The 13,063-nt window shown below is 65.6% G+C and carries 13 protein-coding genes; 9 read left to right on the forward strand and 4 right to left on the reverse strand.

The window, feature by feature from the left end:
- Positions 1-59: 59 nt before the first annotated feature.
- Together clpA and QOL62_RS09140 are read right to left on the reverse strand one after the other, a co-directional pair.
- Entirely contained in the window at positions 60-2,429 is a 2,370-nt protein-coding gene (gene clpA, locus QOL62_RS09135; RefSeq protein ID WP_283406004.1) for an ATP-dependent Clp protease ATP-binding subunit ClpA, read from the reverse strand.
- Positions 2,430-2,590: 161 nt separating this feature from the next.
- Entirely contained in the window at positions 2,591-2,809 is a 219-nt protein-coding gene (locus QOL62_RS09140; protein ID WP_283406005.1) for a DUF1192 domain-containing protein, read from the reverse strand.
- A gap of 104 nt (positions 2,810-2,913) precedes the next feature.
- Here QOL62_RS09140 and QOL62_RS09145 point away from each other — a divergent pair, with 104 nt between their 5' ends.
- Positions 2,914-3,918 (forward strand): NAD(P)H-quinone oxidoreductase, encoded by a 1,005-nt coding sequence (locus QOL62_RS09145; RefSeq protein WP_283406006.1) that lies wholly within the window; start codon positions 2,914-2,916, stop codon positions 3,916-3,918.
- Positions 3,919-4,101: 183 nt separating this feature from the next.
- Complete coding sequence (locus QOL62_RS09150) at positions 4,102-4,809, forward strand: DUF1013 domain-containing protein (RefSeq protein WP_103729268.1); 708 nt, start codon at positions 4,102-4,104, stop codon at positions 4,807-4,809.
- A 102-nt stretch (positions 4,810-4,911) separates the two neighbouring features.
- On the opposite strand, the gene QOL62_RS09155 is transcribed toward QOL62_RS09150, so the two are convergent.
- Entirely contained in the window at positions 4,912-5,337 is a 426-nt protein-coding gene (locus QOL62_RS09155; RefSeq protein WP_103729269.1) for a bactofilin family protein, read from the reverse strand.
- A 1-nt stretch (position 5,338) separates the two neighbouring features.
- Positions 5,339-6,415: a M23 family metallopeptidase gene (locus QOL62_RS09160; protein ID WP_283406007.1), complete on the reverse strand. Its 1,077-nt coding sequence runs from the start codon at positions 6,413-6,415 to the stop codon at positions 5,339-5,341.
- Between the two features lie 348 nt (positions 6,416-6,763).
- Here QOL62_RS09160 and QOL62_RS09165 point away from each other — a divergent pair, with 348 nt between their 5' ends.
- From QOL62_RS09165 to QOL62_RS09195, 7 genes are all read left to right on the forward strand, one after another.
- Positions 6,764-8,056, forward strand: coding sequence for a glutamate-5-semialdehyde dehydrogenase (locus QOL62_RS09165; protein WP_283406008.1), 1,293 nt, complete (start codon positions 6,764-6,766; stop codon positions 8,054-8,056).
- A complete protein-coding gene (locus QOL62_RS09170) occupies positions 8,053-8,733 on the forward strand; it encodes a nicotinate-nucleotide adenylyltransferase (protein ID WP_283406042.1) in 681 nt (226 codons plus the stop codon). Before QOL62_RS09165 ends, QOL62_RS09170 begins: the two co-directional genes overlap by 4 nt.
- A 113-nt stretch (positions 8,734-8,846) precedes the next feature.
- Positions 8,847-9,248, forward strand: a complete 402-nt coding sequence (gene rsfS / locus QOL62_RS09175; RefSeq protein WP_199183814.1) for a ribosome silencing factor — start codon at positions 8,847-8,849, stop codon at positions 9,246-9,248.
- Positions 9,249-9,353: 105 nt separating this feature from the next.
- Positions 9,354-9,779: a 23S rRNA (pseudouridine(1915)-N(3))-methyltransferase RlmH gene (locus QOL62_RS09180; RefSeq protein ID WP_283406009.1), complete on the forward strand. Its 426-nt coding sequence runs from the start codon at positions 9,354-9,356 to the stop codon at positions 9,777-9,779.
- A 38-nt stretch (positions 9,780-9,817) separates the two neighbouring features.
- Complete coding sequence (locus QOL62_RS09185; RefSeq protein WP_283406010.1) at positions 9,818-10,198, forward strand: ribonuclease HI; 381 nt, start codon at positions 9,818-9,820, stop codon at positions 10,196-10,198.
- Between the two features lie 61 nt (positions 10,199-10,259).
- The gene (locus tag QOL62_RS09190; RefSeq protein WP_283406011.1) at positions 10,260-11,495 is read left to right on the forward strand and encodes a murein hydrolase activator EnvC family protein; all 1,236 of its coding nucleotides are present in this window, start codon (positions 10,260-10,262) and stop codon (positions 11,493-11,495) included.
- Between the two features lie 198 nt (positions 11,496-11,693).
- Positions 11,694-13,049, forward strand: coding sequence for a S41 family peptidase (locus QOL62_RS09195; RefSeq protein ID WP_283406012.1), 1,356 nt, complete (start codon positions 11,694-11,696; stop codon positions 13,047-13,049).
- Positions 13,050-13,063 lie beyond the last annotated feature (14 nt).

Raw genomic sequence — 13,063 nt, forward strand, 5'->3', positions numbered from 1 at the left:
TGGGGCGGGAACCACCTTGTTCCCGCCCCATCGTCAATCGTCAGGCAAAGCCCTCGCTATCAATCGTCGGCGCTGGCCTCGGGATGATTGCCCGGCTTCTTCGCCTGCTTCACGGGCACCTTCTTCTTCGCCTTGGCCATCTTCGGAGGCGACGGAGTCAGTTCGAAGTTGAGCGCGTTGTCCTTGACCGAAACATGCACTTCACCGCCATTGGCCAGCTTGCCGAACAGCAGTTCCTCCGCCAGTGGCTGCTTCACCTTCTCCTGGATGACGCGGCCCATCGGGCGCGCACCGTAGAGCTTGTCGTAACCGCGGTCCCCCAGCCATGCGCGGGCGTCGGAATCGAACTGGATGTGGACGTTCTGGTCCGCCAGCTGCAGTTCCAGCTGAAGGATGAACTTGTCCACAACCCGGCTGATGGTGTCCTTGGCCAGATAAGCGAAGGGCACGATCGCATCGAGGCGGTTGCGGAATTCCGGCGTGAACATCTGCTTCACGGCCTCTTCCCCGGCGTCGGCCTTGGACGTGTCACCGAAGCCGATGCCCTGCTTGGCCATGTCGGACGCGCCCGCGTTGGTGGTCATGATGAGCACAACGTTGCGGAAATCGACCGTCTTGCCGTGGTGATCGGTCAGGCGGCCGTTGTCCATCACCTGCAGCAGGATGTTGAACAGGTCAGGATGCGCCTTCTCGATCTCGTCGAGCAGGAGGACGCAATGCGGATTCTGGTCGATCGCGTCGGTCAGCAGGCCGCCCTGGTCGAAACCGACATAGCCCGGAGGCGCACCGATCAGGCGGCTGACGGAATGACGTTCCATGTACTCGGACATGTCGAAGCGCTTCAGCTCGATGCCCATGATCGTGGCGAGCTGGCGGGCCACTTCGGTCTTGCCGACGCCGGTGGGGCCGGAGAACAGGAACGAGCCGATCGGCTTGTCCGGGTCGCGCAGACCTGCCCGGCTCAGCTTCATCGCCGTGGAGAGGACGCCGATGGCCTTGTCCTGGCCGAAGACAACGCGCTTCAGGTCACGCTCGAGGTTCTCCAGCGCCTTCTTGTCGTCCGAGGAAACCGACTTGGGCGGGATGCGCGCCATCGTCGCGATCACGGCTTCGATCTCGCGCGCGGTGATGGTTTTCTTGCGGCGGCTGGGCGGCAGCAGCATCTGCATCGCGCCCACTTCGTCGATCACGTCGATCGCCTTGTCGGGCAGCTTGCGGTCGTTGATGTAGCGGGCCGAAAGCTCGACGGCGGTCTTGATCGCGTCAGGCGTGTACTTGACGCGGTGGTGTTCCTCGAACGCGCTGCGCAGGCCGCGCAGGATCTTGATCGTATCCTCCACGGTGGGTTCGTTCACGTCGATCTTCTGGAACCGGCGCAGCAGAGCGCGATCCTTCTCGAAGTGGTTGCGGAACTCCTTGTAGGTGGTCGAACCGATGCAGCGGATCGTCCCGCCCGACAGGGCCGGCTTGAGCAGGTTCGACGCATCCATCGCACCGCCGCTGGTGGCGCCAGCGCCGATCACAGTGTGGATCTCGTCGATGAAGAGGACCGCGTGCGGCATCTTCTCCAGTTCGGAGACGACCTGCTTGAGGCGTTCTTCGAAATCGCCGCGATAGCGCGTGCCCGCCAGGAGGCTTCCCATGTCAAGCGAGTAGATGACAGCTTCGGCCAGCACTTCGGGCACTTCGCCCTCAACGATCTTGCGCGCGAGGCCTTCGGCGATGGCGGTCTTGCCGACGCCCGGATCGCCGACGTAGAGCGGGTTGTTCTTGGAACGGCGGCACAGGATCTGGATCGTGCGGTCCACTTCGGGGCCGCGCCCGATCAGCGGGTCCACCTTGCCCGACAACGCCTTTTCATTGAGGTTGACGGTGAACTGGTCGAGCGCGGAGTCCTTCTTGCTGGCGGACGCCTTGGCCTCGGCCTTGTCCTCGGGCGTCGGCGGGGTTTCCTCCGATCCCTTCGGGCTGCGATCCTCGACCCGCTTGCCGCCCTTGCCGATGCCGTGGCTGATGTAGCTGACGGCGTCGAGACGGCTCATGTCCTGCTGCTGCAGGAAGTAGACCGCATACGAATCGCGTTCGGAGAACAAGGCGACGAGCACGTTGGCGCCGGTCACGGTGTCCTTGCCGGACGACTGGACATGCAGGATCGCGCGTTGGATCACGCGCTGGAAGCCGGCGGTAGGGGCGGGGTCGCCCTTTTCCTCGGTCTTGAGCGACTGGTATTCCTGATCGAGGTACTGACGCACCACGTCTCCGAGGTCGCCAAGCTCCACGCCGCAAGCCTGCATGACCTGGGCTGCGTCGCTGTCGTCGATCAGCGCGAGCAGGAGATGCTCGAGCGTCGCGTACTCGTGGCTCCGCTCAGACGCGTGAGACAGAGCCGAGTGCAGGGTCTTTTCAAGGCTTTGGGCGAAACTTGGCATTTAAGCGACCTTCATTGTGAGGGACGGCTCTCCCGGGAGGTAAATGGCCCGCAGGGGAGATTGGCGAGCCATGCTTTGGGTCTTGATATAGGAAACGATCGATAGTCTTGCGAGGTTGCCCCTCACCAACCTTTTAGAGCGGCCGGCTGAGGCTGCGCCCGTCATTCTGATCGGGGCCTGAACAAGGCTTCCGCCGCAAGCCGATGGGCCGCCGACCTTTCGCGATGCTGTCGAATGCGGTCAATTTCTGCGTCAAGGAGGGCAAGTCGCGCGTCGAGCTCATCCAGCGAGTAGCGCTCCAGGCTTTCGCTGGCGAGAAGGCTGGCAGCGCCCAAGTCATACTTGGACGACCGCAGCGGCGGTCGATCATCGTCGTCCATTGCACCGCAGCATCCAACGGGAACCCCTTCGAGTCAATGGCCGGCAAGGGCGGGCGCGGAAAGGGTGTTCCCCAGAGCCGCGATCCTGTGGCACAGGGAAGCTCATGGTAGCAGACCTTCCCGCAACGATGACGGCGGTGGGCTTCGACGCCCCCGGCGGTCCTGAAGTCCTCCGTCCCGAGACCCTGCCGGTGCCACGGCCCGGCGCCGGGGAAGTGCTGATCAAGGTTGCCTATGCGGGGGTGAACCGCCCCGATGTCGTCCAGCGTCAGGGCAGTTACCCTCCGCCTCCCGGCGCCTCGCCCATTCCGGGGCTGGAAATTTCCGGCACTGTCGCCGCGCTGGGCGAGGGCGTGACGCAGTTCGTGCCGGGCGAGCCGCTGTGCGCACTCGTGTCCGGCGGCGGTTATGCGCAGTACTGTATCGCCAAGGCCAGCCACTGCCTGCCCGTGCCGGATGGCCTGGGCATGGATCAGGCCGCAGCCTTGCCGGAAACGCTGTTCACCGTGTGGCACAACGTGTTCGAGCGCGGACACGCGCGGGAGGGCGAGTGGCTGCTCGTTCATGGGGGAACGAGCGGGATCGGCACGATGGCGTCCATGCTGGGTCGTCATTTCGGTCTGACAGTCATCGTCACCTGCGGGTCGGCGCAGAAGTGCGAGGCGGCGCTGGCGATCGGCGCTCACCATGCGATCGACTACAAGGCGACTGACTTCGTGGAGGAAGTCGCGCGCATCACGCAGGGGCGCGGCGTGGACGTCGTGCTGGACATGGTGGCCGGCAGCTATGTTCCGCGCAATCTCAAGTGCCTTGCGCCGGACGGGCGGCATGTGACCATCGCAGTGCAGGGTGGTGCGAAGGCGGAGCTGAACATGGCGGTCGTGATGACACGGCGGTACACGCTGACTGGCTCCACGCTGCGCCCCCGTTCGGATGAGTTCAAGGGGCTCGTGGCAGAAGAGATCCTCGACAACGCCTGGCCGCTCGTGGAGGAGGGCCTGCTGCGACCGGTCATGGACGTGCAGTTCCCGCTGGCCGAGGCGGCGGCTGCGCACGCCCGGATGGAAGCCGGAGATCACGTAGGCAAGATCGTCCTCTCGGCTGCATGAGCCAGGCCTGTTGGCGCCGCACTCCTTCGCGCGGAAAATAGCGTTCCACGTGGAACCTATCGGGGGCACGACGCAAATTCCCGCCCCTTTTGCTTGCTCCCCCGGCAAAAGTTTCCTAAATCGGTACCGGTGAGGCCGCTCCGCGAAGGGGCGGCCCTTATTGTTTCCGCCGGAGATAGAGACATGAGCCAGCCCACTCCGCTGATGCCGCACGCGACCGCCTCCTGGCTGGTCGACAATACCGCGCTGACGTTTGAGCAGATTGCCGAGTTTTGCGGTCTGCACATGCTCGAGGTTCAGGCGATGGCCGATGATCTTGCCTCCAGCAAGTACACCGGCCGTGATCCCGTGCGCTCGGGCGAACTGACGATGGAAGAGATCGAGAAGGGGCAGGCCGATCCCGAGTACAAGCTGCGCATGCACAAGGTGCCGCTCGCGCAGAACCGTACCAAGGGCCCGCGCTACACCCCGGTCTCGAAGCGCCAGGACAAGCCGGACGGCATCGCCTGGATCCTGCGCAACCACCCCGAAGTGTCGGACGCGCAGATCGGCAAGCTGATCGGCACGACCCGCAACACGATCGCGGCGATCCGCGATCGCTCGCACTGGAACATCAACAACATCACGCCCAAGGACCCGGTGACGCTGGGCCTGTGCTCGCAGCGCGAACTGGACGCTCTGGTGGCCAAGGCCGCCAAGAAGGCCGGCATCGAAGAGGACCGTCAGAGCGACGAACGCTTGGTCGATGACCGTCAGGCCCTGATCGACGAGCTTCGTGCCGAGCGTGAAGCCGCGTCGCGGGCCGCCAGCGAAGCCGCTCAGGAAGCGGAAGTCGCTGCCTGGCTTGAGGCCAAGCGCGCGGCTGAGGCCGCCGAGAGCCGGGGCGAGTAAGCCGACGCAGGCCGAAGACAAAAAAGGGCCGCGGAAGTCGATTTCCGCGGCCCTTTTTTCGTGCTCGGTCTAATTCGCCCAGCGTCGGGCTACTGAAAACCTCTACTCTGCCGCAGCCGGCAGGATCAGGTCGTCGTCCAGCTTCGGCAGGCGAGCAATCGGGGTCGCTGCCGTCTGCGTCGCGCCTGGCGAAAGCCGGCCGTCGAGCCGAGCTCCCTGTTCGATCGTGAGCGTTTCGTAGGACACGTCACCCTCGATCCGCGCGGTCTTGAGGATGACCACATCGCGGGCGGAGACAGAGCCGCGAACCAGCCCCCCTATGCGAACGGACTGCGCACGGATCGCGCCGTGGATCTCGCTGCCTTCGCCCTGAATCAGTGCGTTGCAGCTCAGGTCCCCCTGTACGTTGCCGTCAACGTGAAGGTCGGCGCTGGCGGTGATGTCGCCATTCACCGTCACGTCGGCGCCGAGCATGGAGAAGCTTGAGCCGACGGGTGTCGAGCGCGCGCTTATGAAAGCCTTGGCCATGTTAGTGTGTCTCCCTCTGACCCCTGTTGGTACCCCCCTGAAGACGTGCCGCTTCGAGGAACGGTCGCGGGTTGACCGGACGGTCGTTCACGCGAACCTCGAAGTGGAGATGCGGACCGGTAGAGCGACCGGTGCTGCCCATCGCACCAATCAGCGCACCGGCTTCGACTTCCTGGCCTACGCGGGTGCGAAAGCCGGAAAGATGGCCGTAGCGGGTCATGAGACCGTTACCGTGAGTGACTTCGATGCAGTTGCCGTAGCCGTGCTTCTGGCCTGCAAAGGTGACCCGCCCCTTGGCGGCGGCGTAGATGGGAGAACCCATCGGCCCCGGGAAGTCGAGCCCGGCGTGGAACGCCGCGCCACCCGTGAATGGGTCGGAGCGATAGCCGAAACTGGACGAGACGTAGGCCACATGCGCAGGGCTCACCTGCGGTACCAAGGTGAGGCCGTTCTCCAGTGCGCTCATTCGTGCAAGGCTGCGACCCATACGGGCGAAGCGCGAGTCGAGGCGGCCATCGGCCTGAGTCGCGAGCTTCACCAGCGGACCACCTTCGCCGCCCTGGCCGGCCTTGCGACTGGAAGCCAGGAGCGTCTGGGGGTTGAGTCCCAGCTTGCGGATGGATGCGATCGCGGCCTGGGACCGCGCATCGGCGTGCTCCGTCAGGCGCTCCACAAGCGCAAGCTGTTCAGCCTCGATATGAGCCAGCGCGCTGGCGTCAGGGAAGGCGGTGCTCACGCGATTCACCATCGCGCGGGTTTTGGGAGTTACCTGCGTGTCGGGCTGCCCTTCGGGAATCTCGGCGACATGAGCGTCGATCATCTGCTCGATGAACTGCTGCCGGTGAGCGAGATCGGACGTCAGCGTCCTGATGTCCTTACGGTAACGCTGCACCTCGCCTTCCGCCCGGGCGACCTGGGCTTCCCGCTGGTTCAGGTCGGCAAGGGCACTTCGGGAGGAGTATTGCGACACCGCCGCTGAAGCGAGGCTAGCAACCGCAAGGCCCAGCACGGCGCCGGCCGCGATCATCTGGCTGCGTGGAGAGACACGAAGGAAACGGACCTGACCCTGCGAACGCATGATGAATTCACGTTCAGGGAATACTGTCCGGAGACGCTGCAAAAGCATCCCGGCTGATGTGAACTGCAAAACGACCCCGCTGGCAAATTGTCTGTGGTGAATTTGGCGCGCAGCTAGCAGCGGTGTAAATCGAACGCGAATCGGTTGGCCTCGAACCAGTGCTGTTTCGCGCCGAAACGCGGTAGTCGTCGGGTGAATTGAGGGAAACATCCGTCGTGATGCTGCGAAGTGCTTTCCGGCTTCACGAGTAATGGTCAAAACTGCTCGCTGGGACTCGGGGGGGCGGCTCGCGCCGGTGGCAACCCAAGCGTCGGTGACAGCCGCGTTTCCCGATGCTACCCGATCGTTATGACCACCACGATCGCTCCGCTCGCCGATACCGCCGCGCCGCTCTCCCCGGAGGCGCTCGTGGAACAACTTGCCCGGGACGGGCGCGCGGCGCAGCGCGTCCTCGCGCGGCTCAGCGATGCCGAAAAAGCAGCGGCCCTGCGCGCCGCCGCAGCGGCATTGCGCCGTGCTGAGGGCGACATCCTTGCCGCCAACGCCCGAGACATCGCCGCCGGGGAGGAGAAGGGCCTCTCGGCCGCGCTCCTCGACCGGCTGCGCCTTGATCCCGCGCGCCTTGCCGGGATCGCCGACGCGGTCGACCAGGTGGCGGCCCTTCCCGATCCGGTGGGTGAAGTGCTGTCGGCGAGCGAACGACCCAACGGGTTGAAGCTGTCGCGGGTTCGCATCCCCATCGGCCTCATCGGCATCATCTATGAAAGCCGCCCCAACGTCACCGCCGACGCTGCCGCGTTGTGCCTGCGTTCGGGCAATGCGGTTCTCCTTCGTGGCGGCAGCGAAGCGCTGAATTCCAACCGCGCGATCCGTGCCGCCTTTGCCGAAGGGCTGGAGAGCGTCGGACTGCCGCCTGCGGCGATCCAGCTGGTACCCACACAGGATCGCGCGGTCGTCGGCGCCATGCTGACTGCCGCCGGCCTCATCGACATGATCGTGCCGCGCGGGGGCAAGAGCCTCGTAGCGCGGGTGCAGGCGGATGCGCGCGTGCCGGTTCTGGCTCACCTCGATGGCATCTGCCACACTTACGTCCACGCCGCCGCCGATGCTGAGATGGCGCGCCAGGTCACGCTGAATGCCAAGATGCGGCGTACCGGTATCTGCGGCGCGATGGAGACGCTTCTCCTTGATACCCAGTTCCCCGCAAGTGAGACGGTAATCGCCAGTCTCATCGACGCCGGTTGCGAACTGCGCGGTGATGCGCGGGCGCAGGCCCTTGATCCGCGCGTCCGGCCCGCCGCGAGCGAGGACTGGGACACCGAGTACCTCGATGCCGTGCTGTCCGTCGCCGTGGTCGATGGGGTGGAGGCAGCGCTGGAGCACATCGCGGCGCACTCCTCGCACCACACCGATGCGATCGTGACGGACGATGCGGAAACGGCCGACCGGTTCCTTTCCGAAGTGGACAGCGCGATCGTGATGGTGAATGCGTCCAGCCAGTTCGCTGACGGCGGGGAGTTCGGCCTGGGGGCGGAGATCGGCATCGCCACCGGACGGCTGCACGCTCGCGGACCCGTCGCGCTGGAGGGACTGACCACCTATAAGTGGCAGGTGCGCGGTGCGGGCCAGACCCGCCCCTGAGGTCATCGTTGAACAGGACAGGAAAGATCCGCAGGGGCCCGGTGACGGGTCTGCTGGGAGGCAGCTTCAACCCCGCGCACGGTGGGCACCGCCGAATCACCCTTTTCACCATGAAGGCGCTGGCGCTGGACGAGGTGTGGTGGCTGGTGTCACCGGGGAACCCGCTCAAGCCAGCGGCCGGCATGGCGCCGCTGCCGGCACGCGTCGCCTCCGCCCGCGCGCAGGCGCGTCGTGCCCGCATCAGGCCCACCGCGATCGAGCGGGAACTGGGCACGCGCTACACCGTAGACACTCTTCGCGCGCTTCTTCGCCGCTACCCTCAACGCCGCTTCATCTGGCTCATGGGAGCCGACAATCTGGCCCAGTTGCACCGCTGGAGAGACTGGCGGAATCTGGCCCGACTCATGCCGATTGCGGTAATCGCGCGTCCGGGGTATGATGGCGTCGCCCTCGCGAGCCCCGCGATGGCCTGGCTGGGGAGATTCCGGAGACCCCTGACCAGTCTTCGCGGTCCGGAAAGGTGGAGCGCACCAGCGCTTGTGACATTGCGATTTGACCCCGATACGCGGTCTGCCACGGCACTACGCCGAGCAGATCCGGACTGGGCACGGAGGTTCGGCAAAGGGCCTTCGCGGGACGCAGTCACGCACCACCCCATCCCCGGGACGGCGGAATGAACGGCCTTCAGGCCTTCTTACCGCATATCCGGCTTACACGGCATACGATCGAACGCGGCAGGGTGGCTTCCATCCTGTCTCGCCGATTTTGAAAGGAGCAGAACCTAACCCAAATGCCACAGGCACAGATACAGCCGGACTCAACCGGCGCCACCCCGCCCGCGGCGATAGTCGAGAGCGACGATCCGTTGCTCAACCTCGTGCTTCGGTCTCTTGATGACGACCAGGCACAGGAACTCGTCACTATCGACCTCGAGGGCAAATCCAGCATCGCTGACTTCATGGTGATCGCCTCGGGCCGTTCGACCCGACAGGTTGCCGCGATGGCACAGAAGCTGGGCGAACGCCTGAAGGACGCAGGCTTCGGCCACCCGCGCGTGGAAGGCCTTCCCGCTGCGGACTGGGTCCTCGTCGACGCTGGCAGCGTGGTCGTACATCTCTTCCGTCCGGAAGTGCGCAGCTTCTACAACCTTGAGCGGATGTGGGGCTTCGACGGACCGTCCGGCGCGGCCTGATCGCCGCAAGGGAACGCGCTCGATTCTTCTGCCCGGCTGCTGGCGCGGCCGGTCTTTGAAAGGAAACCACGCGGGCGACACTGCTCCGTCCCCGCGTCCTGGCTTATGCTGCTTCACATCATCGCTCGCGGGAAGATCGCCCGTTCGCCAGAGGGCGAGTTGCTCGATCGGTATGCGAAGCGCATCACATGGCCCTTCCGGCACAGCGAACTGCCGGACGTCGGCGGCAAGGTGCCGCCCCCCACTCAAACCCCCGTACGCGAAGTGCTGCTCGACGAGCGCGGCAAGGCGATGAGCTCGGAGGAGTTCGCCGCTCTGCTGGGCCGCTGGCGGGATGAAGGGGTGCGGGAATGCCGCTTCCTGATCGGCGCGGCGGACGGGCACGGCGACGAAGCCCGCGCCCGTGCCGACCGTCTTCTGTGTTTCGGCCGGATGACATGGCCCCATCTCATGGCCCGCGCCATGCTGGCCGAGCAGCTGTGGCGGGCGACGGCCATTCTCGCCGGGCACCCCTACCACCGTTCCGGCTGACGCGCTCCAATCGCAACGTGAAACCCAGGGGCGAAAGCGTGGGACGAAGGCTCAAGATCTACTTCGACGGCGGCTGCCGCCCCAACCCGGGGCCGGTGGAGGTTGCGGTGGTGATCCGCGGCACCGCCCATGTGTTCACCGGTCTGGCGGATGGTACGAACAGCGATGCGGAATGGTGCGCACTGATCCACGCCCTCGAACTGAGCCGTGACCACAATCTCGGCGAGGTGGACTTCGTAGGAGACGCTCTGGAAGTGGTCCGGCAGGCCAACCATGCTTTGAAGACCGGGGGAGGGCCGCAGCCGCATGCGGCGCGGCTCGTGGCGCTGGCTCGTGAACTGCCGCCGTTTCGCATACGCTGGGTGCGCCGCGCGCAGAACCTTGCCGGCGTGGCTCTGGCGGCCCGTCATCCACGCTGATGGCAGCGCTATTTCCATTTCCTCTCTTTTCGGGCGAGTCGGCCTGCCCTAATCACGCGGCGTGAAGTCTGCCGCCCGCCTCGTCCTGACTCTTGCGGTCGCCGGTTGCGTGGTGTTCGGCACACGGGCGATGACGCAGCCGGGCGGGCTCGTCGTCCTCGACCCGTCCGTAAGCGCGGGGCAGGCGCGGCAGGATATGCTCGCGGCGCAGCGGGAAGGGGCGGCCGCTCGCGTCCGGGCCGAGAAACTGGAGCACAGGGCGCGTGCCGTTTCCCGGCAGGCGGACGCCACCGCCAGGGAAGCGGCTGCCGTCGCCGCTCGTATCCAGGAAGCCGATGCGCAGATCGCGGTTCAGGACGCGCAGTTACGCCTCATCACCTCCCAGCGCGCCGTCCTGCGGCGGCAGCTGGCGAAGAAGCAGGAACCTCTGGCGCGGCTGACGGCCTCGTTGCAGCGCCTCTCCCGCCGGCCGCCGCTGCTCGCTGTCCTGCGGCCGGGTTCGGTCAGGGACGCGGTCTACATGCGCGCGCTGCTGGACACGATGCTGCCCGAGGTGGAGCGGCGTACCCGAAGCCTTCGCGCCTCGATCGAGCAGGGGCGGGCCCTGGAGCAGCAGGCAAAGGCGGCCGCTGCGGGTCTGGTGCGTGCGCAATCAGTCCTGCGCGAACGCCGCCAGCAGCTTGCCGCGATCGAGACACGCCAGCGTCTCGACGGACGCAAGGTGAGCGGCATCGCGGCGCGAGAGAGCGAGCGTGCGCTTGCCCTTGCGGAGAAGGCGCGGGATCTGGGCGATCTCGTGACCGAAGTCGGCAAGCAGGGGCGACTACGGGCGCAACTCGCCGCTCTGCCCGGCCCCATCATGCGTCCGGCTCGCCCGGAGGACGCGCGGGTCATAGGGTCGGGACACTTCGATGCTTTGCCGGAAGGGCTCTCCAGCTATGTGCTGCCGGTGACGGGCCGTGTGCTGACCGGTTTCGGAGAGGATGCTCCCGGGGAGGCGCGTTCAAGAGGGCTGGTGCTGGCCCCGCGCGCGCATGCGCAGGTCATTGCGCCGGCGGCCGGACGGATCGCCTTCGCAGGACCCTATCGCGGCTATGGCAGCATTGTCATCGTGGAGCATGCGAGCGGCTGGACATCGCTTGTCACAGGTCTTGCGCGGGCGGCGGTGGAGGTGGGTGAAAGCGTCGTCGCCGGCTCTCCGATCGGGACCGCCGGACCGCTATCGCCGCGGATCATGGTCGAGCTGCGGCACGATGGGGTGCCGGTGAACCCGTTGCAGTATGTCCGATCGCTGTGATTTGCGCTGACCAGGCGCATCTGCGGGGGCGGCGCAGAATTCTTCTCCTAGCCTCAGGACATCCTTCGGAGCCGTTCCTATATGTGCCGCGACACCGCCGTTCCGCTGGCGTTCAAGGTCAACGGGCGATAGGATGGAACTATGACACCGGATCGGCGCGTCTTGCGCCGGATCGAATAAGAAGAAGGCATCAGCCTGATGAAGATCGCCCCCTTCCTTCGCGCCGCGCTGCTGGTCTCGGCCGTGGCCGTCGTGCCCGTCGCGACATCCGGCCTTGCGGCGGTGGACTCGCGCACCAGCCATGAGTTCGACAAGCTCTTCACGATCTATCAGATCGTCAAGGACAACTATGTCGACCAGGTGGATGACGACAAGTTGCTCAAGGGTGCGATCGACGGCATGCTTGCCAGCCTCGATCCTCACTCCAACTACCTGGACGGCCAGTCGCTTCAGCGTCTGGAAACGATGATCGATGGTAAGTACACCGGCCTCGGCCTCTCGGTCGTGGAAGATGACGGAGCCGTGAAGATCGTGTCGCCCTTCAAGGGCAGCCCGGCGGAGAAGGCGGGGCTGAAGGCGGGTGACTACATCACGCATCTCGACGGCGTGCTCTACTACGAGCGCGACCTGGATGAAGCCGTGTCGAAGATGCGCGGAGAGGCAGGAACGTCGATCCGGCTGACGATCTTCCGCCCCGGCCGCGACGAGCCCTTCGACGTGACGGTCACGCGCGGCGTGATCGAACTGGAACCCGTTACGTGGGAGTACAAGGACAACGTCGGCGTCATCTCCGTGAACGAGTTCTCACGCGATGTCGGCAACGACGTGAACACCGCCATCGCCGACCTGAAGAAGCAGGCGGCGGTGAAGGGCGGCGGCAAACTGGCCGGCCTCGTGCTCGACCTGCGCTCCAACCCCGGCGGTTCGCTGGACGAAGCAGTCGCCCTGTCCGACCTGTTCCTCGAAAAGGGGGATATCGTCTCGCAACGTGGCCGCAATCCCAGTGAGAACCAGTTCTACCGCGCCGAATCCGTGTTCCGCGGCGATGCGGCCAAGGATCTGCCGGTGGTGGTGCTGGTGGACGCCGGCTCCGCATCCGCTTCCGAAATCGTGGCCGGGGCGTTGCAGGACCAGCGTCGCGCGGTCGTGATGGGTGAGCGCACCTTCGGCAAGGGATCGGTCCAGTCGTTCCTGCCGCTCGATTCGAAAAGCGCGATCAAGCTCACCACGGCGCGGTATTTCACGCCCGCCGGCCACTCGGTGCAGGAGGGCGGCATCACGCCCGATATCAAGGTGCCCCAGCTTTCCGACCCGGATGCGCGGGCCAGGGCGGAGCGTGCCGTGCGCGAATCCGATCTGCGCGGTCATCTCATCAACGAGGCGGCGATCAAGGACAAGGATCTCGAGACCGACAAGCAGGACGACCCCCGTTTCAAGGTCACGGCCGCCGAGCTCGAAAAGCAGGGTATCAAGGACTTCCAGCTTCACTACGCCATCAGCACGCTCCAGCGCACCAGCGGCAAACCCGCTTTCGCCGCCGCGACGAAGAACTGACGGTCGGGTCGCGA

Source organism: Novosphingobium panipatense, assembly GCF_900182875.1.
GTDB lineage: Bacteria > Pseudomonadota > Alphaproteobacteria > Sphingomonadales > Sphingomonadaceae > Novosphingobium > Novosphingobium panipatense.

Coding starts and splice junctions, on each gene's coding strand:
- QOL62_RS09155 (WP_103729269.1), bottom strand. CDS start 5,337: ATGGCCAAGGCTTTCATAAGCGCGCGCTCGACACCCGTCGGCTCAAGC.
- QOL62_RS09140 (WP_283406005.1), bottom strand. CDS start 2,809: ATGGACGACGATGATCGACCGCCGCTGCGGTCGTCCAAGTATGACTTG.
- QOL62_RS09165 (WP_283406008.1), top strand. CDS start 6,764: ATGACCACCACGATCGCTCCGCTCGCCGATACCGCCGCGCCGCTCTCC.
- QOL62_RS09145 (WP_283406006.1), top strand. CDS start 2,914: ATGGTAGCAGACCTTCCCGCAACGATGACGGCGGTGGGCTTCGACGCC.
- rsfS (WP_199183814.1), top strand. CDS start 8,847: ATGCCACAGGCACAGATACAGCCGGACTCAACCGGCGCCACCCCGCCC.
- QOL62_RS09180 (WP_283406009.1), top strand. CDS start 9,354: ATGCTGCTTCACATCATCGCTCGCGGGAAGATCGCCCGTTCGCCAGAG.
- QOL62_RS09160 (WP_283406007.1), bottom strand. CDS start 6,415: ATGCGTTCGCAGGGTCAGGTCCGTTTCCTTCGTGTCTCTCCACGCAGC.
- QOL62_RS09195 (WP_283406012.1), top strand. CDS start 11,694: ATGAAGATCGCCCCCTTCCTTCGCGCCGCGCTGCTGGTCTCGGCCGTG.
- QOL62_RS09150 (WP_103729268.1), top strand. CDS start 4,102: ATGAGCCAGCCCACTCCGCTGATGCCGCACGCGACCGCCTCCTGGCTG.
- clpA (WP_283406004.1), bottom strand. CDS start 2,429: ATGCCAAGTTTCGCCCAAAGCCTTGAAAAGACCCTGCACTCGGCTCTG.